The 23,003-nt window shown below is 43.6% G+C and carries 20 protein-coding genes; 2 read left to right on the top strand and 18 right to left on the bottom strand.

The annotated features are described in order from the left end of the window. Positions 1 to 198 precede the first annotated feature (198 nt). Positions 199 to 1,635 (bottom strand): LCP family protein, encoded by a 1,437-nt coding sequence (locus NQ536_RS05720; RefSeq protein WP_004853103.1) that lies wholly within the window; start codon positions 1,633 to 1,635, stop codon positions 199 to 201. A 157-nt stretch (positions 1,636 to 1,792) separates the two neighbouring features. Continuing rightward, the gene (locus NQ536_RS05715; protein WP_044998336.1) at positions 1,793 to 2,614 is read right to left on the bottom strand and encodes a Cof-type HAD-IIB family hydrolase; all 822 of its coding nucleotides are present in this window, start codon (positions 2,612 to 2,614) and stop codon (positions 1,793 to 1,795) included. A 100-nt stretch (positions 2,615 to 2,714) separates the two neighbouring features. Here NQ536_RS05715 and NQ536_RS05710 point away from each other — a divergent pair, with 100 nt between their 5' ends. Then, a complete protein-coding gene (locus tag NQ536_RS05710) occupies positions 2,715 to 3,206 on the top strand; it encodes a 23S rRNA (pseudouridine(1915)-N(3))-methyltransferase RlmH (protein WP_004853106.1) in 492 nt (163 codons plus the stop codon). 14 nt (positions 3,207 to 3,220) lie between these two features. Here NQ536_RS05710 and NQ536_RS05705 read toward each other — a convergent pair whose 3' ends face one another. Further along, positions 3,221 to 3,691: a 23S rRNA (pseudouridine(1915)-N(3))-methyltransferase RlmH gene (locus tag NQ536_RS05705; protein WP_004853108.1), complete on the bottom strand. Its 471-nt coding sequence runs from the start codon at positions 3,689 to 3,691 to the stop codon at positions 3,221 to 3,223. A 59-nt stretch (positions 3,692 to 3,750) separates the two neighbouring features. Continuing rightward, the gene (locus tag NQ536_RS05700; protein WP_004853110.1) at positions 3,751 to 5,199 is read right to left on the bottom strand and encodes an SLC5/6 family protein; all 1,449 of its coding nucleotides are present in this window, start codon (positions 5,197 to 5,199) and stop codon (positions 3,751 to 3,753) included. Between the two features lie 253 nt (positions 5,200 to 5,452). On the opposite strand from NQ536_RS05700, the gene NQ536_RS05695 reads away from it, so the two are divergent. Beyond that, a complete protein-coding gene (locus NQ536_RS05695) occupies positions 5,453 to 7,525 on the top strand; it encodes a Na/Pi cotransporter family protein (RefSeq protein ID WP_022059449.1) in 2,073 nt (690 codons plus the stop codon). Positions 7,526 to 7,664: 139 nt separating this feature from the next. On the opposite strand, the gene NQ536_RS05690 is transcribed toward NQ536_RS05695, so the two are convergent. The 14 genes from NQ536_RS05690 to NQ536_RS05625 form a co-directional block, all read right to left on the bottom strand. Continuing rightward, a complete protein-coding gene (locus NQ536_RS05690; RefSeq protein ID WP_004853115.1) occupies positions 7,665 to 8,351 on the bottom strand; it encodes a thiamine diphosphokinase in 687 nt (228 codons plus the stop codon). Further along, the gene (gene rpe, locus NQ536_RS05685; RefSeq protein ID WP_004853117.1) at positions 8,352 to 9,038 is read right to left on the bottom strand and encodes a ribulose-phosphate 3-epimerase; all 687 of its coding nucleotides are present in this window, start codon (positions 9,036 to 9,038) and stop codon (positions 8,352 to 8,354) included. A 1-nt stretch (position 9,039) separates the two neighbouring features. Then, the gene (gene rsgA / locus NQ536_RS05680; protein WP_044998350.1) at positions 9,040 to 9,912 is read right to left on the bottom strand and encodes a ribosome small subunit-dependent GTPase A; all 873 of its coding nucleotides are present in this window, start codon (positions 9,910 to 9,912) and stop codon (positions 9,040 to 9,042) included. 15 nt (positions 9,913 to 9,927) lie between these two features. Then, entirely contained in the window at positions 9,928 to 12,159 is a 2,232-nt protein-coding gene (gene pknB / locus NQ536_RS05675; protein WP_004853122.1) for a Stk1 family PASTA domain-containing Ser/Thr kinase, read from the bottom strand. 5 nt (positions 12,160 to 12,164) lie between these two features. Further along, positions 12,165 to 12,899: a Stp1/IreP family PP2C-type Ser/Thr phosphatase gene (locus NQ536_RS05670; RefSeq protein WP_004853123.1), complete on the bottom strand. Its 735-nt coding sequence runs from the start codon at positions 12,897 to 12,899 to the stop codon at positions 12,165 to 12,167. A 90-nt stretch (positions 12,900 to 12,989) separates the two neighbouring features. Further along, complete coding sequence (gene rlmN, locus NQ536_RS05665; RefSeq protein ID WP_004853126.1) at positions 12,990 to 14,114, bottom strand: 23S rRNA (adenine(2503)-C(2))-methyltransferase RlmN; 1,125 nt, start codon at positions 14,112 to 14,114, stop codon at positions 12,990 to 12,992. Between the two features lie 2 nt (positions 14,115 to 14,116). Next, entirely contained in the window at positions 14,117 to 15,475 is a 1,359-nt protein-coding gene (rsmB, locus tag NQ536_RS05660) for a 16S rRNA (cytosine(967)-C(5))-methyltransferase RsmB (RefSeq protein ID WP_004853129.1), read from the bottom strand. A 9-nt stretch (positions 15,476 to 15,484) separates the two neighbouring features. Continuing rightward, on the bottom strand, positions 15,485 to 16,411 hold the full coding sequence (gene fmt / locus NQ536_RS05655; RefSeq protein WP_004853131.1) for a methionyl-tRNA formyltransferase: 927 nt from the start codon (positions 16,409 to 16,411) through the stop codon (positions 15,485 to 15,487). 44 nt (positions 16,412 to 16,455) lie between these two features. After that, positions 16,456 to 16,923: a peptide deformylase gene (gene def, locus NQ536_RS05650; protein ID WP_004853133.1), complete on the bottom strand. Its 468-nt coding sequence runs from the start codon at positions 16,921 to 16,923 to the stop codon at positions 16,456 to 16,458. Positions 16,924 to 16,976: 53 nt separating this feature from the next. After that, the gene (priA, locus tag NQ536_RS05645) at positions 16,977 to 19,241 is read right to left on the bottom strand and encodes a replication restart helicase PriA (RefSeq protein ID WP_004853136.1); all 2,265 of its coding nucleotides are present in this window, start codon (positions 19,239 to 19,241) and stop codon (positions 16,977 to 16,979) included. Next, entirely contained in the window at positions 19,210 to 20,832 is a 1,623-nt protein-coding gene (locus NQ536_RS05640) for a UDP-N-acetylmuramoyl-L-alanyl-D-glutamate--2,6-diaminopimelate ligase (protein ID WP_004853138.1), read from the bottom strand. Before NQ536_RS05640 ends, priA begins: the two co-directional genes overlap by 32 nt. A 156-nt stretch (positions 20,833 to 20,988) precedes the next feature. Continuing rightward, entirely contained in the window at positions 20,989 to 21,228 is a 240-nt protein-coding gene (rpoZ, locus tag NQ536_RS05635) for a DNA-directed RNA polymerase subunit omega (RefSeq protein WP_022059444.1), read from the bottom strand. 90 nt (positions 21,229 to 21,318) lie between these two features. Continuing rightward, on the bottom strand, positions 21,319 to 21,954 hold the full coding sequence (gene gmk, locus NQ536_RS05630) for a guanylate kinase (protein WP_004853141.1): 636 nt from the start codon (positions 21,952 to 21,954) through the stop codon (positions 21,319 to 21,321). A 28-nt stretch (positions 21,955 to 21,982) separates the two neighbouring features. Next, on the bottom strand, positions 21,983 to 22,861 hold the full coding sequence (locus tag NQ536_RS05625; RefSeq protein WP_004853143.1) for a YicC/YloC family endoribonuclease: 879 nt from the start codon (positions 22,859 to 22,861) through the stop codon (positions 21,983 to 21,985). Positions 22,862 to 23,003 lie beyond the last annotated feature (142 nt).

Below are 23,003 nucleotides of genomic sequence, written 5' to 3'. Positions count from 1 at the left end.
CTCTCTGCACATTCTTAGATAGTATATCACATACAGAGCATAATTCAAACAAAAAAACCAGCTATATGACCTACTAAAAAAACTAATTATATTACACCTATAAATCCACTGCCATGAAAGTCCATATACGACAAATGTCCCGTCCGAGTCATCTGCATGACTGCGGGCAGGACATCTGATATTTTACTATTATTTATATCAATAATCATCTGACTCTGTATTCACAATCGAATCCACATCATCCTCAACTGTGAACGTATCCAGATCCAGCTGATTGCCATATCCTGATTCATTAACGATATTGTCGCTGATATTCTGGACTGTTGCTGAAGGTGTGTAATTACTGTCGTTGAACAGGAATCTGTGAAGTGCTGTGGCATTTGTTGCAAGATCACACGCAACCACATAGCTCACATCATTCATAGTCGGGCTTGCGATGGTAAATGGGAAACCGGTAGTAGTCGAGAGCTTGTAATTGAAGCATGACTTAGCCATGTCCATTATCTCACTCTCTGTAAGGCTCGATGCAACATCGTCAACTACAACGTTGATACAGTCGAGTAATCTTGAAAGACCTGCGCTCTTTGCTGCCTCGATCATCTTTGATATGACCGTTCGCTGTCTCCATGTTCTCGTTATATCACCCTCATCGGTGCTTCGTATTCTTGAATAAGCTGTCGCCTGCACACCGTTCAAATGTACGACTCCTGTGTCATACACATAGTCAGAATAAATTCCATTTACACCCATCTGCTCATCGATACACTGGTTAAGCTTATAAAGTTCTTCCTCCTTGAGCTCGACATCGATACCGCCGAGCGCATCTATCGCCTCTGTCAGCGCAGTGAAATTGACAGCAACATAGTCTGTTATGTTGAGATCCAGGTTCTTGTTGAGCATGTTTACAGCTCCCTGTGCTCCGCCATATGCATATGCATGGGCAGCCTTCTCATATGACTGGCTGTCATTGCAAAGCTCCAGGTAGGTGTCTCTGTATACTGAGAGAAGCTTGACCTCCTGAGTATCATTGTTGATACTGCAGATTATTATACTGTCTGATCTTACGCCGTCATCGACCATTCCTGAATCCCTTGTATCTATACCGAACAGGGCTATATTTGTGTATCCCGTCATCTTCTTGACCGATTCTTCATTAAGATCCTCGTTGATGTGAGTGTTCTTAAGCTCGTTATACTGCATCTTGCTGTATGTGTTGTTGATATATGACTTCACAAACAGAACGCCTATAACTATCGCTGTCACTATCTCTAGAGCTAGTATGATTCCCCATACTCTGTTTTTCTTTTTTCTTTTACTATCTTTCATATCCTGCCAGTCTTCTGTATCATCATATTCTTCGTCATAATATCCATCTTCATCAGACGGATCATCATCCGCAGCCGCCACATCATCATGCCATGCGTCATCATCCGTATCATAGTTATCTGCATCAGGACCAAATGCGCTGTCGCTGTAGTCGTCATTGTGAGCCTTCATATCGTCAACGACATCATAATCAGCGTCATCATCATAGTCTTCTTCGTCGTCAAACAACATCTCACCTGCGTAATCCGGCTTTCTGTATTGATCACGGTTCGATTTTCTGTTGTCCCGACCGCCATTGCTGTTTCTCATAGTTTTCTCCTAAATATCAATATATTATCCCTACAACTATACACGTAGCAGGTATTTTTTGTTATCAGCTGTCTTTTATGTCTTAATTGTTCATACAGGATTGCATTTTACTACAAAAAAAACTCAAATTCAACGCAATACTGATATTTCACATATATTAAATATTTTCTACTCCGAGAATAAACTTGTCCACCACTGGAACCAGACCGTCCTCATCATTGGAAAGTGTTATATAATCGGCATGTTTCTTCACTATATCCTGTGCATTTGCCATGGCAACACCAACACCTGCATATTCTATCATAGTAAGGTCGTTATAACCGTCACCACATGCGATAAGATCCCTGACATCCATATTTAGAACACCCAGGAGCTTCTCAAGCGACGTCGCCTTATGGACATTTTGCGGCATAATCTCTACAAAATATGGCTCAGAACGGAATATCGTAACCTTATCTCCGAATCTGGACACAAGTTCTTCCTCTATCTTCTCCGCCTTGTCAGGTTCTGCGGTGAGCAGACATTTGTTCAGTGGAAAATCTATATACTCCTTGAAATCATCTATACGCATGAGTTCCATATGATTTATGCTGGCCTCAAATGTCATATATCCATCTATATCTGTTCCCGTGATGACACGATCGCCGTCATATGTCACCATACCACAGCCGACCTTCAGACAATAATCATATATATCTCTGACGATCTCATTGTCGAGAGCAGCCTGATATACTACCTCACCCGTCTTATAATTGACTATCCTTCCACCATTAAATGCCAGAACATATCCGCCAAATCTGTCGAGCTGTATGATGTCTGCGATCTTCCGTATCCCCGGCAACGGACGTCCCGATGCTATCGCAACGACATGCCCTTTCTCCTGAACCTCTATTATCTTCTTCAAGGTTTCAGGTGTTATATCCTTCTGTGTATTTGTAAGTGTGCCATCAATATCAAGTGCCAACAGTTTTTTACGCATATCTTCCTCCATATACAATTTCTTATACTATGCATTTTCTCCCAAATAATATATAATTACATATCAGCATTGATTATGTCGAATATACGGAGAAAATCACATGGATATAAACATATACGTTAATCAGAAAAAAATCAACCCTTTGTGCAGCAGCGCGATAGCTGAATATGTAAAGAGACTGTCCCCTTATTGTAATATGAAGATAGTGTGTGCACCGGGACATGTAAAATATACACCTGGACACAACAGCGCCCATTACGCCGTAATACAGGCATCTCAAAAGGTCGTTTCATACGGATATGGGAACTGGAATCACGGATATGAGGAATATCAGTCCATCTCCGATTCTACCAGCACAGGCTCTGCACGCACCATATCATCAGAGGATTTTGCCAGTCAGATAAACGCTGTGACCACAAATGGCACTTCAAAGCTGAACTACTACATCGGTTATCCATCAGAGGACACAAACCATATGGATGTATTTGCAGTTTGCACCATAAAGCCATCGGATGAGATGACCGCGCTTCTCCTCAGTGAACAGGTCTACAGAGCCTACACGATCCTGAACAACATAACATACCACAAATGATTGTTCATGATTGCTTATGAACTCTTATGAAGATACTCTGAGACGATCATTATCTGCTCTGTCAAGGCAACTCTCATGAGCTGATGTGGAAATGTCATATCCGAAACGCTCATCTTATAATCAGCCAGCTTCATGATATCATTGGCAAGTCCAAGGGATCCTCCTATCACAAACGTAACAGTTCTCTGATCTCTCTCCTCAGCCTTTCTCACCTGTTCTGTAAGATCTGCCGTGGACATCTTCTTTCCATTTATACAAAGTACTATGACGTAATCCTCCGGTGCGATCACATTTTTCAGCCTCGCTGCCTCAGCATTAAGTATAATAGAATTTACCCGATCTCCATTTTTCTGGGGGATTCTCTCGTCAGGGACTTCACATATCTCTAGACTGTCCCTTTTGTTTATCTCCTTGCGGTACCCATCTATCAGTTTCGTGAAATAATCCTCTTTTATTTTACCAACACAGGCTATCTTGTACTTCAAACACTTCGTCCTCCGCCTTATATCTTTTCACTCTGCTATCTACATCTATCCGCACGCCACTATCGCTGTTCCTCCACCATGCGGTCGAAATCCTTGAGTTCTTCTTCTGAATTCTTCCGAGTACATACACTTACTAGAACGGTCAGTATGAAACTCACCGCAAATCCAGCAACATCACCGCTGAGGTCCAAATATGCCTTCAGTGTCTCCCCGTGTATAAGCGAAATGAAATTCCACACTATAAATGATGCCATTCCGGATATTATACCCACATACACACCAGCCTTTGTAGAATGTCTGTACATGAGGCTAAGCATCAGCGGTGCCGCAAGCGCCGCGGTACACATTCCCCAGCTGAGTGTGATCATCCGCTCTCTGTCATACTCAACAAATATTCCAAATGCCAGAAGAATCACTCCTGTGAGCACCACCACTGTTATATCTATTGCAAGCTTCAGTCCTCTCCCGGCCTTTTTTATGGATGGAACTATTCCTCTTATGTGTTCGCATATCGTTCTCATAAATGATTCCAGCATAACGACGACAGCCAGAATGAATATCATAAGGACAACAAGCCTTATGATATCTGCATGCTCGTTTTCTCCGAGCAGCCGCTTGAGCATCAGGTTATATACCTGAAACGAATTCATATATGCCGATATCCTTCCAGGATATAGAACCGGCACGACCAGCAGTGCAAGGGCACAGCTGGATATTATGGTGAATCCTTCAAATACTATCGCCCATATTCTGCCGGCATCCAGCTCCTTCACATTCTGTATATTGATAACCCCTTTATACATAAGCGGCATGGCTATACATCCAAGTCCTACCCCCGCCATGGAGACAGCACTTCCGGCATTCACAGTATCGCCATCATAGTACAGGATATTGAGGTATGTGCTTGTTCCACCGGAAAGTCTTGCCCGCCTATAATTGTCCAGTATCTCCCACACATCCATTCTGTAAAATACAAGACCTATCATAACAAAACATGCTATTATAACCAAAATGAACACCACTGTCTTTATGATGCCCATAAGCCTGTTGTCAATGAGAATGGTTGCAAACACAAGAAATGCCACGATGATAGCCATACATATCCACTCATCCATATTCATAAAATAGGCAGCCACCGACACTATTACTTTTAGAACTGATACAAGGATCAGTCCGAGTGTAACTATCCAGATGACCGAAACAATGTCCTTGAGCAGCCACGAGTCATACCTTGCCGCAAACAGCTCCGGCGCATTGTGTATCTTCTTTTTTGATATTTCTACATATGAATTCATGCGTTTTGAAAGAAATATCCAGCCAATTACATTTCCGGCAAACAGTCCTATCGCCACAAAGCACTGCCCAGCTCCGTGCAGTACAATGCTGACCGGCAGCAGGAAAATTACCCATAGTATGATATCATTTGCACATACCTGTCCTGCCGTTGACAAACCGCTGGCATTTTTTCTCTTTATTCCAAACACTCTCTTATCTGTGAAAACTGACATATCTATCTCCCATAATGATTTTTCAAATCTCTCACTTCGCGCTCATTCTATCACACTTGTAAGCTCACCGCCACCATCAAATTTGTTGGTACATTTGACGAAATGTTAATATTATTTGTATTATTTTTTTCAATAGTACAAAAACTACTATTGTGATATAATCGGATATAAATGGGCTTTTTACATATTCATTACATGTTATTTACTTTATACTGTTAAAGTAAAAGATATTTTACTCAGGAGGGCATTAATTTTGGACTTTTTTTCTATTTTAACATTGCTTGGAGGTGTAGGCTTATTCCTGTTCGGAATGAATCTCATGGGCGCCTCTCTAAAAAATCTGGCAGGAGGAAGTCTTGAGAAGGTTCTTGAAAAACTCACAACAGGCAAAAACCAGTTCACCGGAACGATCAAAGGTTTCTCTCTCGGTACTGCTGTCACCGCTATAATCCAAAGCTCGGCGGCAACCACCATCATGCTCATTGGCTTTGTAAATGCTGGAATCATGAAGCTGGGACAAGCTATCCCGGTTGTATTTGGTGCGAATATCGGTAGTACAGCGACAGCCCAGATTCTGCGTCTCGGAGATCTGTCTGAGACCAGTTTTATACTTAAACTTTTAAAACCGTCTTCATTTGCTCCTATCCTTATATGTATAGGTGCTTTTATCATACTGTTTACAAGCAACAACAAGAAACGTGATGTTGCCAGCATTCTTGTCGGTCTCGGCATCCTTTTCCTCGGTATGAACACCATGGAGGGTGTATTTGCTCCGCTCAAAGAATCAGAAAGTTTCCAAAACCTTTTCACTTCATTCAACAATCCATTACTCGGAATACTCATAGGTCTTGTGCTGACTGCTATAATACAAAGCTCGTCGGCTTCAGTCGGTATACTCCAGGCAATATCCTCAACCGGAGTCGTCACATACGGAACCGCCATACCTATTATAATAGGTCAGAACATCGGTAAGTGTATGACTATCATTCTTGGCGGAATCGGCGCAAACAAGAAAGCAAAGAGAGTTTCTCTCTCCTATCTCATGTTCAACATATTTGGAGCCGTATTCTTCGTAGTTGTCATCTACGGTCTCCAGCTGTTCATCGATATGCCTTTTATGGCCAAGGTCGTAAACCGTGGTAATATTGCAAATGTACATTTTATGTTCAACTTCATCACGAGTTTGATTCTTCTGCCATTTTCTAACCAGGTAGCAAAGATTACTGGAAAGATCATCAAAGATGAGGAGGAATCCAAGATTGACAAGGAGCTTGCTACTCTCGACCCAAGACTCATCGCCACTCCTGCTATCGCGATATCCCAGGCAAGAAACGTAATGTTTGCCATGGCTGACTGTATCAGAGAGAATTTTGATATAGCCAGAAAGCTCATATCTGAGTACAACGAGGAGGAGGCAGCAAAGCTTGAGGAAAACGAGGATTTCATAGACAAATGTGAGAGTTCACTCAATAACTTTCTTCTCAAGGTCACTTCGCAGAACAATATGTCAAGAGCTGAGCGTCTTGATGTGTCTGAACTTCTCAACAGCTTAAGTGATATGGAGCGTATCGGCGACCACTGTGAGAATCTTCTTGTGGTATCGAGAAACATACATGAACAGAAGATCAGCTTCTCCGATCAGGGTATGAAAGAGATCGAGATGGCTCTCAAGGCAACTGCTAATATCATAGACATGACACTCAGTGCTTTCAAGGAGGATGACCTTCAGGCAATCTCAAGGATCGAGCCTCTTGCCCAAACCATAAGTGAGATAACAGAACTTATAAAGGATCACCATGTAATCAGACTTCAGGTCGGTGAATGTGGCATTCCCGGCGGTTTTGCCCTTGTGGATATCCTCACAAGTCTTGACCGTATAGGAAGCCATTGTAAGAATATAGGTCTTCATATTGCAAAGAAGATCAGAGGAACCCATATGGACGAGATGCATGGTCACATATATATCACAGGCTACAAAACATCCGAGGAATACAAGGCACTGTATGTATACTACTCTTCCATGTACGAGGATCCTATAGCTGAGAACTTCGACAACAGTCTGCGTGAGATGACAACTGACTATGAACCTGCTGTAGAAGAACCTGCTGTGGCCATATCAGACTCAGATAACTTATCAGATGGATCTGCTGTCACTGTACCGGCTGCCTCTGACAAGCCAAAGCAAAAGGACAAATCATCAGCCGGTCAGGATGGAAAGAAGAAATCCTCAGCCAAGAGTAAAGCAGCGGAAAAACATGAAAAGATCAAACAGAAAATCGACGGAAAATACTCTGGTAAGAACAGCAAAAATTCCAAGAAAAAATAAATTACACCGACAGGTTAAGAAATCGGTATCGTACACATAACTAAGACATAAAACAAAACGTACACACGGATCATATTGCTCATGTGTACGTTTTATTTTATGTATTCTGTTTATCCAACCATGCTATATATTATACATATCAATCCCTGCTGTATATAACTATCATGTAGCCATCCTCAAACTCTATCCTGGCGCTGTCGGCACTTATCGTATTGCTCACTCCACGGCTGTCACCGATATCAAATGTGAAATCCTCCACATTATACTCAAAACCTTTCAGGGTTACATCGGCAACCGGTCCTCCATATGGTATAAGCGATACATAATCAAATCCTTCAATACGGTCGACCGTCGCACTTCCGGCAATCATCGTTATCACGTTGTGGTCATCCTCGATATAGGCATTCACTCTTCTGTCTGCACATTCCTTTAAAAGCCCGATATTGGCCATTGTATGGTCCATACGTGTGCCAGTCGCACCGGCTATATATATATCAGTGGCACCGTTATCCATCGCGTATATGAGAGCCACATGTGTATCTGTGAAATCCTTGTGTGTGTCAAGATCAATAAACTTTATAGATCCCTTCTTGTCAGCCATCTTCCTGTACACGCCCACAACCACTGAGCTGGCAGAATCAAAATCACCGACTATGACATCCGGCACGATCCCGATCTTGTTGCACACCTCAAGGCCCTTGTCAACGGCGATCACTGTGCTGTCATCCATATGGTCTTCCGAATAATCTCCCATATGTCTGTCCATGATACCCTTCAACGACTGCAGGTCGACTCTGCCACCCGTTATTATAATATAACTATTCATCTATCTCTCTGCTCCATCAGATCCACGCTCTCTGAATTTTTCCATAAATTTCGTGCTGTTTTCGTAGATATCTCCATTAAACACTGCAGAGCCTGCAACGATTACATCCGCTCCGGACTTTATTACTTCACCGACATTTTTTAGATTGACACCTCCGTCAACCTCTATACGGACATCAAGATTTCTCTCATCAATAAGCTTCCTTACCTCAACGATCTTCCTGAGTGAAGATGGTATAAACGACTGTCCACCAAATCCCGGATTGACACTCATGACCAGAACCATATCCACCTCGTCAAGCACATAGTCGATGACTGAAACAGGCGTTGCCGGATTGAGTGCAACACCGGCCTTCATCCCGGCTTCCTTTATAGCTGTGATCGTTCTGTGCAGATGCTTACAACACTCAGCATGTACTGTAACCCAGTCCGCTCCCGCTTTCTTGAAATCATCGATATATCTCACCGGCTCCTCGACCATAAGATGTACATCAAAGATCATATTCGTTTCTTTTCTGAGACACTTTATAACAGGGGCTCCAAATGATATATTCGGCACAAAAGCTCCATCCATAACATCAAGATGAAGTGCAGGAACCTCCGCCCTGTCAAGTTCCTTTATCCCATCCGCGATATGAGCAAAATCCACTGACAATAATGAAGGTGATAGAATTATCTCTTTACCCATTTTACCATTTCCTCTTTTCTTTTAAATCGTTGTATATCATGACATAGTCGTCATACCGCACCCGGCTTATCTCCCCGTCCTCAACAGCTTTCCTGACAAGGCAGTCAGGTTCACTTATATGATTGCACATATTAAATCTGCACTTTCCTGTGTAGACAGCGATATCTGGAAAATATTCTTTCAGATCCTCAGGCTCTATTGAATCCACATAAAGGGAAGAAAATCCGGGGGTATCCATAATATATGTGTCCCCCTCGATATGCATGAGCTCCGAATGACGCGTGGTGTGTTTCCCTCGTTTGATCTTCTCACTCACCGCACCAGTCTGTGCCTCTGCCTCTGGCTTGATAGCATTTAACGTCGATGACTTTCCAACACCAGAAGGTCCGGCAAAGACGGTCGTCCTGTCCCTTAGAAGTTCTCTGAGTTCTTCGATGCCCTCATTCTCCCTGGCGCTTATAAACAGCGTCTCGTAACCGCTCTTGCTGTACGATCTACAAGTTTCCATATTGTCAGGACTCAGATCCGTTTTATTGAAGCATATTATAGTCTTTACATCGCTCTTTTCCATACTTACCAGAAACCTGTCTAACAGATTGAAATTAGGCTCTGGTTCGCTCACCGCAAATATTATTATCGTCTGATCAACATTTGCAACAGCAGGTCTTATTAACGAGTTAAATCTAGGCAATATCTCAACGATATTACCTAGATCTTTCTCTGAATCAATTATCTCTATATTGACATTATCACCCACAAGCGGCTTTATCTTCTTGTTGCGGAACACGCCCTTGGCCTTGCACTCATAAAGCACGCCATCTCTGGCATCGACATAGTAGAATCCACCTATTCCTTTGATTATCTTTCCTGTTATTGTTTCCGCTGCCACTTATTCTCCGCTCTCCTGTGTAAATGTTGCTGACAATCCTCCGGTATTAAAGCTTGAAGTCACATCGATTCCCTCCGAATCGGTTATGGTCACTGTAAACGTACCACTGTTTGTCTCTATTCCTGTAAGCCCCTGAACGCCATCAATACTTAGTGGGAAATCACCTGCACCGGCTGAACCACTGTACACTGAATAACTCTCCCTGCCTATGGTATAAGATATGCTTACATTTACTTTTCCAAATGTGTCAAAGTCAAATTCAGTATTTGTAAGTGATCCGCTAAACGCAACTGAATATGTGACTTTCTCCTGACCTTTACTCACAACATATGAAACTGTACTCTGCTCATCAACCTCTGTGTTAACCACTGGATCCTGCGATATTACCTGCCCCTCTTTTACAGTATCACTATACTCATACGTAGGTGCCCCCACAAGGTTTAACTCTGTGAGTTTTTCAGCCGCATCAGCCTCACTCATTCCCTCAAGGTTCGGTACCACAACCTTTTTCTGTTCCTTACCATTGCTGATGATTATCTTTACTGTTGATCCCTCTTCCACCTCTGTTCCAGCAACAGGATCAGAGGATATTACATGATCCTTCTCAACATTGTCATCATATGCATATCCATGTGTAACCTTCAGCCCAGCCTCCTCCAAAAGTGTGGTAGCCTGACTGTCCTCATAATTGACTACATTAGGTACACTTGTCATCTCTTTTCCAGAAGATATCACTATCGTTATCGCTGTATCTTTTGTTATGGCTGTTCCATCATCTACACTTTGGGATATTACATATCCCTTTTCAACGGTCGCATCTGTCTGTTCCTTGAATGTATAGTTTGTAAAACCATTCTTCTTCATCTGCTCCTCAGCAGCAGTCTTGTAAAGTCCTACCACATTGACCATCGGTATAGTCTCCTGCTCTGTCGTTGACAGGGCATCTGTAGGTGCAAGCACGTCTGATCCCGTTGTCTTCTCTGTCGTAGCCTTGCCACCAAACAGACCGCCTGGGAACCATCCCGCTATGTTGCCTATGACGACAAGTGCCAGAATAGCAAGAACAACAGCTATGGCAACGCTCGCTACTGTTATGATCTTCTTGAGTCTTGGATCAAGATCCTCATCATGTTCCGGCTCATCATCATTCTGATAGTCATCGCCTATATCATTTTCGCTTACCTCATCTTCCGGATCATCGTCATCTGGGAACAGGTCATCAAACTGTGACGGTTTCATAACCGGTCTGTTGACCTGTATCTCAGATGTTTTTGGCCTTGCAGGTGGAACCTCCTGTGTTGCAGCCGCATCTACCTGTCGTCCAGTCTTTATCATCTCCATCTCCTGCTTGGTCATCTCGATTGTCGGAGATGAAGGGACTGTCTGTTTTGGAACTACTATACAGTCGATATTCGGATTTTCCTTAACTCTGTATAGATCTGCAATAAGTGCATTCGCTGTGAGATATCTTCTCTCAGGCTTCTTCTGTGTACACTTTCTTATGATCTTTTCCAGACTTGTAGGTATATCTGGATAATATTCTCTAGGTGATACCATCTCACTCTGGATATGCATAAGTGCTATAGCCACATTGTTCTCTCCCTCAAATGGAACGTGACCTGTGAGCATCTCGTACAGTGTAATACCAAGAGAATATATATCACTTCTCTCATCACTGAAACCACCCCTCGCCTGTTCTGGTGATATGTAATGCACGCTTCCCATAGCATTAGTTGTTGTTGTGCTTGACGATGCGGCCTTCGCGATTCCAAAGTCCGTCACCTTGAGTGTTCCATTGTTTGCAAGTATTATATTCTGCGGCTTTATATCTCTGTGAATAGTATGATGCTCATGTGCAGCTTGAACGCCCTGGGCAATCTGTATGGCAAAATCTATCGCCTCCTTAGGTTCTATCCTGCCATGCTTCTGTATATACTCCTTGAGAGTTATACCCTCCACAAGCTCCATTACTATATAATATACTCCGTTGTCCTCTCCCACATCATACACATTGACAATGTTAGGGTGAGAAAGACCTGCTGCTGACTGTGCCTCAATCCTGAACTTAGTGACAAAATTAACGTCTGAACTGAATTCTGGCTTGAGAACCTTTATCGCAACAAACCTGTTAAGTACATGGCATTTAGCCTTATATACCTCTGACATACCGCCAGAGCCAACCATCTCAATGATCTCATATCGACCACTGAGCATCGTTCCCGGATTCAACATACCAACTATTCCTCCCAATCTATAGCAACCACAACAGCGGATATATTATCCTTACCGCCATAGTAATTAGCTCTGTCTATCAGTTTCCTGCAGGCCTCATTCAGGTCATCAGTACCCGAAATGATGTCTCTTATCTCATCGTCCTCTATCATATTGGACAATCCATCAGAACAGAGCAACACCTTGTCATCTGATGCGAGCTCGACCTCAAAAAAATCAGGAACAACGCCATCCCCTATGCCCAGCGCTCTTGTAATTATGTTTTTCTCCGGATGATTTCGTCCTTTATTCCTGTCTAACTGACCATTCCTGATGAGTTCCTCAACTAGCGAATGATCCATTGTTATCTGTTTTATTTCACTGTTTACTATATATAATCTGCTATCACCTATATTGGCAACATACATAGTTCCATCATCTATAATCGCAGCTACAAATGTTGTACCCATACCGGCATAATCGTCAGGATCGCTGAGTGCAAGCTTATACACCTTGTCATTTGCATATATTATAGATCTCTTCAAAAGTGTAACAGGGTTCCTTGTCTCGCTCTCACGTATATATTCTGTTGCAGCCTCTATCGCTGTCCTGGAAGCAACGTCCCCTGCCTTATGACCTCCCATTCCATCCGCAACAATGTACAGATTCTGGACAGGTCCTACTGCCTCATCTGTATAAAAGATACTGTCCTGGTTCATGGAACGCTTCTTGCCAACATCTGTTATTCCAACTGATTTCATATTCTATATCGTTCTCCAACATCTTAAAATATAATCCGATACGCCACCTTGCCTATTTTATCACAAGACATAAAAAAGAACAAGATGAACCTATTTAAAGTCCATCCCACCCTGTTCCTCGTACTTTCGACGCAGCTGTCCGCATGCAGCATCTATATCCCGCCCCATACTTCTTCTGACTGTTACAGTTATCTGCCTGCTCTCAAGCACCTTTCTAAAGTTTTCTATGGAAGTGTTATCCGCCCGCTCGAAGCTTCTCTCTTTTATTGGATTGACCGGTATAAGGTTGACATGACAGTTCATTCCTTTTATGAGAGCCGCAAGTTCGCGCGCCTTTTCAGGGCTGTCATTCTGTCCCTTGACCAGTGAATACTCAAATGTGATCCTCCTGCCAGTCTTATCAAAATAATATCTGCAGGCATCTAACACCTCTTCAATGCTGTATCTGTTCGCAATCGGCATGAGTTCCCGCCTGTCCGCATCATTTGGTGCGTGAAGCGACAGTGCAAATGTTATCGTCAGATCCAGATCCGCAAGTCTCTTTATCTCCGGAACCAGACCGCAGCTTGAAACCGTTATATTTCTCTGGCTTATGTTGAGCCCGTTCTCATCCGTCAGCATCTTTATGAACCTGACCAAATTGTCAAAGTTGTCAAGTGGTTCTCCTGTTCCCATGACAACGACATTTGATATCCTCTCACCTGAGATCTTCTGTATTTCGTATATCTGTGAAAGCATCTCCGACGCTGTTAGATTTCTCACTAGACCACCTATCGTGGAAGCGCAGAATCTGCAGCCCATGCGGCAGCCAACCTGGGAGGATATACACACTGAGTTCCCATGCTTATATCTCATGAGGACGCTCTCTATTACATTTCCGTCATGAAGTCTGAAAAGGAATTTATTTGTTCCGTCTTCCTTCGACTCAAGTCTTGTGACAACATTTACACCGTATATCTTCTGTTCATCCATCAGCTCGCGGAGTGATTTGGGAAGATTTGTCATCTCCTCAATGCTTCCCGCCAGCTTTACATGAAACCACTGATATATCTGCTTTGCCCTGAATGCCGGCTGTCCAACGCCCTGCACCCAGTCCTTGAGTTCATCTATCGACATGGACTTGAGATCACACTTTGTCTCTTCCGTATTGGTATTATTGTCTGTACTGCATTCTGTATTTTTTTCTGTTTTGTTTTTCACACCTGTATCTGACATATCTATTCCTGTCCAATCTGATTATTACTGTCTGCCCTGAATTTCGATATAAAGAAGCCATCACATTCATCTATTCCCTGATGCAGAGTCACAAATCCTCTCTCTCCGCCATGTTCTGGAACGACATCATCTATCCCGCACAGGCTGAAATCATGCGTATCTGCAAACCAGACCGCATTTTCATCGTTCTCAATGCTGTCTATGGTACATGTTGAATACACAAGAGTTCCCCCCGGCTTCACATACCGACACACGGTATCCAGTATCTCCCGCTGAAGCTGTGCAAGCTCCTTTACGCTCTCCATGGAAACGTGATATTTTATATCATTTTTCCTACCCATGATACCAAGTCCCGAACACGGAAGATCCGCTATGACAACATCCGCCTTACCAGTCAGCTCCTCATCAAATTCCCTTGCATCATGCACCTGCACCGTCACATTTGAAAGTCCAAGTCTCTCTATATTCTCCTCTATCAATTCCGTTTTCTTGTCTGTCAGATCTCTGGATATGACATGGCCTTCACTTCCGGTCAGCATGGCTGCATACATGGTCTTTCCTCCGGGAGCAGCACATACATCGACCACCAGGTCACCCTCATTGATACCCGCAGCTTTTACCGCAAGACATGAACTCTGATCCTGGACCACGAATTCGCCATCAAAAAATCCAGGAACCTTTCTTATATAATCATAACCGCTTATGAGCAGTGATGTATCATTCATCGATCCTCGTTCCACGGTGATACCGTTTTGCCGAAGCTTCTCTGAAAAAGCCGTGACACTTATCTTTTCCGTGTTCACCCTTATAGCCGTCGGGCGGTCACTGTCCCCGCTTGCCAGAATCCTGTCTATCGTTTCATAGTCATAATCCCTCTCCAGGATTTCAAGCAGTTCCTCCGGCACTGAATACATCACCGAATAATATGCCCGCTTATCCTTTTCCTGATCAGGAAACACTATTGAGTCCTTATTTCTCGCTATGTTCCTCAGAACGCCATTCACAAATCCCCTCAGACTGCCAAATCCGTGGTCCGCCGCTAGTTTGACACACAAATTACATGCGGTATGATCCTGAACCGAATCCATGTAGAATATCTCATATGTCCCCATTCTCAGGACACATCTTATGAGCGGCTTGCACTTGTTTATCTTTGTCTTTGAGAACTGATTAACTATATAATCCAGTCTCATGCGTTTTTCCGTGACGCCCTCCACCATCCTCGTAATATAAGCCCTGTCCTGTTTGCTCATGAACTGATTTGCTCTTAGTGCTGTACCGAGCGCAGTATTTGAAAAAGTATGGTTCTTTTCTATATCAAGAAGAATAGAAAGAACCACCTCACGGGTATTCTTCTCCATTATGTCTCTCTATATCCTTTCTCCATCACACAGCTTGTTTCCCGCAAGGAACGCTGCGGCATCCATAGGTTTCTTTCCCTCCGGCTGGAGTCTCTTTATCTGCAATGCGCCCTCGCCGCACACAATGGCAAATGATTTCTTTGTCACACCTGTGATCTGTCCCGGCTCCGTACCTTCCGGTGCATCTGTGACACACGCGCCATATATCTTCACACTCTTGCCTTTTATCCTGGTAAACGCGCAAGGCCATGGCTGCAATCCCCTGACAAGTCTCTCTATCTCGTCTGCTGGCTTTGTAAAATCAATATCCCCCATATCTTTGCTGAGCATGGCTGCATAACAGCTCTCATCATCGTTCTGCACCGTTCTCTCGGCGGTACCATTCTCTAGTTTATCAAGTGTTGACAATATAAGTTTCGCACCAGTCTTCGCAAGCTTGTCAGTCAATGTCTCGCCGGTATCGTCACTCATTATAGATACGACGCTCTGTTCTATGATATCGCCGGTATCAAGCCCTTTTGCCATATACATCGTTGTGACACCGGTCTTACTCTCTCCATCTATGATCGCCCTCTCTATAGGGGCTGCTCCCCTGTACTTTGGGAGCAGAGATGCATGTATATTGATACATCCATACGCCGGGATATTCAGAATGCTCTCAGGCAGTATCTGTCCATACGCCGCAACTACGATGGCATCAGGGGCATACTGCTTTATTTTCTCTACATTTTCAGCCTCACGCAGCTTCACCGGCTGATATACCGGTATGCCATACTCAAATGCCTTGACCTTAACCGGTGTAGGCTGTAGCGCCTTACTTCTGCCCTTCGGTTTGTCTGGCTGTGTATAACAGGCAACGACCTCGTGTCCTGCATCAACCAGACTCACCAGTGCATTAACTGCAAAGTCCGGTGTTCCCATGTATATAATTCTCATCCGTTATTCCTCCTGTAAATCATACGCCCACTTCTGACTCTCAATTACTTCTGCTCCACCTCATGAAGACCGTCAACCACCAGATCCTTGTAGAGCTTACCGTCCAGATGATCAAGCTCATGGCATATTGCTCTTGCAAGCAGTCCCTCGCCCTCGACCGTAAACTCCTCCATATTCTCATCGTATGCCTTACATACAACATGCATAGGTCTTGTCACCGTTCCAAACTTCCCAGGCAGGCTGAGACATCCCTCCTCGCCTGTCTGCTCACCGTCAGCCTCGATTATCTCGGGATTTATAAGGCACAGAGGATTGTCATCACAGACATCTATAACAACTATTCTCTTGAGTATTCCAACCTGTGGAGCAGCAAGTCCTACACCGTTTGCTTCATACATCGTATCAAACATATCATCGATGAGGGTGAGTGTCCTGTCGTCCATCTTTGTGACAGGTCTACAAGTCTTTCTGAGTATGTCATCTCCGTCAAGTCTGATATTTCTTATTGCCATCTTTATATTCTCCTTTTTCTGATTTATTGCTTATTCTTTATTCTTTTATCTCGTCAATACATATTCATAGGATTGAAATCAAAAAACACATTTATACCGGAATTTATCTCTCTAGTTTCGTCATCCCGAAGCCATTCCTCAACGCAGTTCTTCACATCCACGAGCACCTGATAATCCCGATGCTTTATGTACAGCACTTTCCGATACAGATCCTTCACCTTTGCAAGAGCAGGCTCCGCAGGGCCTATCACCGCCAGATGCCGCACATTCATGTGATTTCCTCTTATATGAGAATACATCCTATCCATTGTATTGGCAAGCTGTTCTTCATCCTCACCGACCGCCATTATGACCAGCATATTCCACTCAGGTGGGTATCTCATAAATGAACGGTAGGCACTCTCCGTCTCATAGAATGAACGGTAATCCTGATTTGCCGCAGCCACTATGGCATAATTATCCGGCTTGTACGTCTGAATGACTACCTTTCCTGGCACATCACCTCTTCCGGCACGTCCGGCAGCCTGTGTCAGCAGATCAAATGTCCTTTCACCGGCACGGTAATCCCCGTCAAAAAGTGTGAGATCCGCAAGCAGGATTCCGACCAAAGTCACATTTGCAAAGTCATGTCCCTTGACTATCATCTGCGTTCCTATGAGGATATCGGCATCTCCCCTGCCAAAACTCTCCAATATCTGCTCATGTGAATTCTTCTTAGACGTTGTATCCTTGTCCATCCGGAGTGTCCTGGCCACAGGAAACATCCTGTTTATCTCCTGTTCAACCTTCTCTGTTCCAACGCCGTATCCGCCTATCAGTCTAGAGCCGCAGGATGGACACTTTGAAGGTTCTTCAACCGTATAGCCACAATAATGGCAGACCAGCTTTCCCCCATTTGACGCCATGTGTTTTGTCATAGACACATCGCAGTGAGGACACTTTACTACCTCCCCACAGTTTCTGCATGATACAAAACTGTTGAAGCCTCTCTTGTTGATGAACAACATTATCTGCTCATGCCTGCTCAGCCTGTCCGTTATATCCTCAGCGAGTTCATCGCTTATGATGGATCTGTTGCCCCTTCTGAGTTCTTCCCTGAGATCCACTATACTCGTGTCCGCCATCTTCCTGTCAGACACTCTCTCATCCATCGTCCACAGCCTAAACTCACCGCTCATCGCTTTTTTATAGCTCTCCACAGATGGGGTGGCCGATCCCAGTATCACACTGGCACCCTCAAGCCTTGCGCGCTCTATCGCCGTCTCTCTGGCATGATACTTAGGTGGATTATCGCTTTTATAGCTACTCTCATGCTCCTCATCGATAATTATCAGGCCAAGCCTTTCAAACGGTGTGAACAGAGCTGATCTGGGACCTATAACAACGTCGACATCCCCTTTTTTAGCCCTTTCAAACTGATCATACCTCTCACCACTACTCAGTCTTGAATTGACCACAGTCACCCGTTCTCCAAAATACCTTGTAAAATATTTTATAGTCTGATATGTTAGAGCGATCTCAGGAATCAAGACAATGGCCTGTTTTCCCTGCTCTATAACTCTGCGGATACACTGCACATACACCTCTGTCTTCCCGCTTCCTGTCACTCCGTGCAGCAGGTAAGTCCTGTGCACATCTTTATCAACATCATCTTGAAATTCATTTATGATCGACATCTGTATGTCGTTAAGCTCTATATCAGGAGCCATGAAAGCCTCTTTGCGCACAGCGTCGGATGTGACTTTCCTGTAGCAACTGTCCTCAGTGACAGTGATCACACCTTCTTCCTGCATAGCTTTTACCGTCGCAGAAGATACACCAAGTTCTCCTGTAACTTTACTCATAGGGATGATATTTTCACCTTTCAGCGTCCTTAGAAGTCTCAGCTTTGCCCTGGCATTTCTCTTCATATATTTATATTCGATCTCATCAGTCTCATCTACTGCAAGTGCCACATATCTGACGACCACAGATCTCACAGTTTTCTTCACCGGCATGACAGTCTGAAGCGCATTTATCATCGTCGAGCCGTAATTCTCCTTGATCCATCCGGCAAGGGCCACCAGTCTGCCGGGAGCAGCTATCCCCTCCGTGCACACGGAATCTATTGTCTTAATTTTTGTCCTGTCGTACTCTGTGCGGTCAGATATACCTATGACATATCCCGTTCTCATGGTATTTCCTCTGCCAAAAGGAATATTTACCTGACATCCCGTTCTGATCTGCGATACAAGTTTCTCTGGAATGACATACTGAAATGCTCTATCTATCGCCTCATGGGATATATCAATTATCACGTCCGCATATAACTCCTGCATCTTCTTCCTCCAAAATCTGCCCTATCAGTTCTCTCTCATCCATATGTGTCCTGTGCCCCATCACATCCTGATATGTCTCATGTCCCTTTCCTGCCAAAAGTACCACATCACCGGCCACGGCATGGACGATCCCATATCTTATCGCTTTTTTTCTATCCGGTATTCTGATGTACTCCGCTCCGGCAGCATTTAACCCGTCTTCTATATCATCCATGATAGCCTCTGGATCCTCAAAACGCGGATTGTCATTGGTAACAATAGTGAGATCCGCCATTTTCCCTGAAACCATCCCCATTCCTATTCTTCGGCTTTTTGCCCTGTTTCCACCACAGCCGAACACGCAGAATATCTTTCCACCAAAATATGATCTGAGTGTTTTTAATACATTTTCAAGACTGACGGGATTGTGTGCATAATCAATATACACATAGGCACCTCTGTATACGGCAGCACACTCCATCCGCCCGCGGACACATATATCCTCCAGTGCCTTGGACACTGTACTTCTCGGAAAGCCAAGCACATCCCCAGCTGCAATGACCGCAAGAGCATTATATACGTTAAATAGTCCCGGCATATCAATATGGATGGGAACCCTATCTCCGTCAGGCATAACGCATTCACATTCTGTCCCCGGAGTTATGCCGTTGTATGCCATAGCAAGCTGATCTCCGATATATAATGAAAAATGTATGTCATATACAGGCATATGTTCTGATATTTTATCATACAATTCTTTTGACCAGATGTTCATACCATATCCGATAACCCCACTGCACTTTTTCGCGCCGTTCACCTGTATACCATTACATATACACGGAGCATATACATCATCCATATTTATGACCGCATACCTGCACATTGAAAACATGGTGCTTTTCCATCTGATATATTCCTCAAACGTCTTATGCTCGTTTTTCCCTATATGATCCGGAGATATATTTGTGAAAATCCCAATATCAAAATCCACACCGGATACTCTGCCCAGCATGATTCCCTGGGATGACACCTCCATCACGCAACACCTTGCACCATTTGAGACCATGTTGTGCAATATCCTGTGAAGCTGTACCACTCCAGGGGTGGTGTTGACTGACTGCACCTGGCTGCTGCAATCGTCCACCTCTATTGTTCCAATAAGTCCCGTCTTGCATCCACAGGTCTCTAGGACTTTTTTCATCATGTAGGTGACTGTTGTCTTTCCCTTAGTACCCGTTACACCTATGACTGTGAGCTCCCGGGAAGGATATCCCCAAAAATTATTGCACAGTCTACCAATGCTGTATCTTTTATCATGCATTACAACCACAAAAAAGTCATCCGGATAATAGCCGAGCGATCCTGACATGCTATCCGCATCATATACATCCTCACTGTCCCACACTTCATCAGTTATGATTATCCCTGCCGCGCCGCGGGATATTGCATCACCGATGTATTTTCTCCCGTTTGTCACAGCGCCTCTTCTGCACACAAATACCGCATTGGGAGACACCTGTCTTGAGTCATCTACAATATCACATATATCTGCATCAAGACTGCCCTTTATCAGCTCGTATCTGATACCTGAAAACAAACATTCAGCACGCATGAATACCTCCGCCGTCTATAATATCTGTTTAATATAGACTATGCTGGAAAGTATCACTTGTGAAATATAGAAAAGGGAGGCTGTGCTTTCACGCTCCAACCTCCTCTGATTCACCTACTCTACTGATCGATCAAATATCAACAGGTCAATAACAGATTACTCCTCATCTGCTCCTACTATCTTGACCTTTCCATGATAAACCTCGTCAACCGCGATCGACAGTGGCTTCTTCTTAGGATCAGCTGCCACCAATGGCTCCTGTCCGTCTATTATCTCCCTTGCTCTCTTTGCTGTTGCAAGAACTATTGAATATCTGCTGTTTACTACAGGCTGCTCACCTGGCTCTACCTCTGCGTTTACTACTGACATTAGATCTGTGTATGATGGATGTAACATATTATTAGATCCCCTTTCTTATATTGATTATTTGAAATGGTCTTGTTTATATCTTATTTTAATTCTGCATCAGATATCTAGTATAATTTATCAGAGTTTTCTTATCTCTGCAAGTTCTTCTTTTATTCCAGCTATATAACCAAGCTGGTTATCCCGGCGGCAGCCATAGCTTCTGATCACAGAGTCGACCGTGTGTATACACTCCTCAAGGTCATCATTGACAACCACATAATCGTACTTGTCCATATCCTCGGCTTCCTCTGTAGCCTTTTTGAGACGTTTAATTATTGTCTCCTCCGACTCTGTACCTCTTCCCGCAAGACGGTTTCTAAGTTCAGATATACTTGGAGCTGAAATAAATATGAGTAAGGCATCCGGGAACTGCTTCTTGACATTCAGTGCGCCCATTACCTCTATCTCAAGGATTATGTCTTTGCCCTCCTCAAGGCTCTTTTCAACGTATTTCTTTGGAGTTCCATAGTAGTTTTCCACATACTGTGTCCACTCTATAAATCCGCCGTAATCGATCAGGTTCTCAAACTCTGATCTCTCCATGAAATAGTACTCTCTTCCGTTCACTTCGCCTTCTCTAGGTGCTCTAGTCGTGGCCGAAACAGAAAGATTGTATCCGAAATCCGACACAAGTCTTTTTACCACTGTTCCCTTGCCCACACCGGAAAATCCCGAAATAACTATAAGCGAACCTCTCTTCTTATTCTCCGCCATGATCAATACCTCTGTTTACTGCAAAATTTTATTCAAGATTCTGTATCTGCTCTCTTACTTTCTCTATGTCAGTCTTAAGCTGTATAGCTTTGTCCGATACATCAAGGGAATTCGCCTTCGACAGTATCGTATTTGCCTCTCTGTTCATCTCCTGCGCTATAAAATCAAGCTTTCTTCCAACGCAGCCTCCGACCTCAAGGATTTTTCTTGTGCTGTCGATGTGACTCTTAAGTCTCACGGTCTCCTCGTCAACACATATCTTATCAGCATAAATTACGACCTCTGTAGCTATCCTGTTCTCATCGATGACCGGTCCTGCAATCACCTCTGTTATCTTGTCTGTAAGCTTACGTCTGTATTCCTCTATAAGTTCCGGTGACACCTTTTCTATATAGTCCACCGCTCCAGTCATCTCGTCTAGCTTATCGAGGAGATCCCTCCTGAGATTCTCACCCTCCGTCTGTCTCGATGCAACAAACATCTCTGCCGCCTCGTCCAGTGACATTTCAAGAACTTTCCACAGCTCATCCTTATCCACTTCTTGTTCCTCAACCGTGAACACATCAGGAAATCCGCCAAGCACTGCCGGTGTCACATCGTTGGTTATGCCAAAATCTTCCGCCATCTTGCAGAAATAGCTCATGTATTTCTCTGCAACATCCTTGTTATATTTAAGTTTGACATTGTCATCCGAATAGTCCTCATATGTAATGAATACATCAATCTTTCCTCTCTCGATATACTTTTTGAGATAGGTTCTTATCGATGTCTCAAAAAAACTTATCTTCTTTGGAAGCTTTATGTTTATATCACAGAATCTGTGATTTACCGACTTCATCTCAACGACTATCTTATATGCATCCGTAACCTTTTCGCTACGTCCAAAACCTGTCATGCTGTTTATCATATATATCTCCTATAACTCTGCATACCGACAATATGATAATATCTGGCAACAGATATTATATTATACGTCATGCAGCTGTAAAAATCAATTTTTTCTTGATTATTGTTTCTTGTAATTTATTATTGTCATGTCTTCGCCACGC

Origin of the sequence: Coprococcus eutactus (genome assembly GCF_025149915.1) — a bacterium.
In the GTDB taxonomy this organism is placed as follows: domain Bacteria; phylum Bacillota; class Clostridia; order Lachnospirales; family Lachnospiraceae; genus Coprococcus; species Coprococcus eutactus.
The sequence above is the reverse complement of the archived record's forward strand: the minus strand, read 5'-3'. Positions and strand labels throughout refer to the sequence as shown.

Bases quoted from the DNA above. Each gene is read 5' to 3' on its own strand.
- NQ536_RS05720 (WP_004853103.1), bottom strand. From the start codon at position 1,635: ATGAGAAACAGCAATGGCGGTCGGGACAACAGAAAATCGAACCGTGAT.
- NQ536_RS05715 (WP_044998336.1), bottom strand. From the start codon at position 2,614: ATGCGTAAAAAACTGTTGGCACTTGATATTGATGGCACACTTACAAAT.
- NQ536_RS05710 (WP_004853106.1), top strand. From the start codon at position 2,715: ATGGATATAAACATATACGTTAATCAGAAAAAAATCAACCCTTTGTGC.
- NQ536_RS05700 (WP_004853110.1), bottom strand. From the start codon at position 5,199: ATGTCAGTTTTCACAGATAAGAGAGTGTTTGGAATAAAGAGAAAAAAT.
- NQ536_RS05690 (WP_004853115.1), bottom strand. From the start codon at position 8,351: ATGAATAGTTATATTATAATAACGGGTGGCAGAGTCGACCTGCAGTCG.
- rpe (WP_004853117.1), bottom strand. From the start codon at position 9,038: ATGGGTAAAGAGATAATTCTATCACCTTCATTATTGTCAGTGGATTTT.
- pknB (WP_004853122.1), bottom strand. From the start codon at position 12,159: ATGTTGAATCCGGGAACGATGCTCAGTGGTCGATATGAGATCATTGAG.
- NQ536_RS05670 (WP_004853123.1), bottom strand. From the start codon at position 12,899: ATGAAATCAGTTGGAATAACAGATGTTGGCAAGAAGCGTTCCATGAAC.
- rlmN (WP_004853126.1), bottom strand. From the start codon at position 14,114: ATGTCAGATACAGGTGTGAAAAACAAAACAGAAAAAAATACAGAATGC.
- rsmB (WP_004853129.1), bottom strand. From the start codon at position 15,475: ATGGAGAAGAATACCCGTGAGGTGGTTCTTTCTATTCTTCTTGATATA.
- fmt (WP_004853131.1), bottom strand. From the start codon at position 16,411: ATGAGAATTATATACATGGGAACACCGGACTTTGCAGTTAATGCACTG.
- def (WP_004853133.1), bottom strand. From the start codon at position 16,923: ATGGCAATAAGAAATATCAGACTTGACGGAGATGACATACTCAGAAAG.
- priA (WP_004853136.1), bottom strand. From the start codon at position 19,241: ATGCAGGAGTTATATGCGGACGTGATAATTGATATATCCCATGAGGCG.
- NQ536_RS05640 (WP_004853138.1), bottom strand. From the start codon at position 20,832: ATGCGTGCTGAATGTTTGTTTTCAGGTATCAGATACGAGCTGATAAAG.
- rpoZ (WP_022059444.1), bottom strand. From the start codon at position 21,228: ATGTTACATCCATCATACACAGATCTAATGTCAGTAGTAAACGCAGAG.
- gmk (WP_004853141.1), bottom strand. From the start codon at position 21,954: ATGGCGGAGAATAAGAAGAGAGGTTCGCTTATAGTTATTTCGGGATTT.
- NQ536_RS05625 (WP_004853143.1), bottom strand. From the start codon at position 22,861: ATGATAAACAGCATGACAGGTTTTGGACGTAGCGAAAAGGTTACGGAT.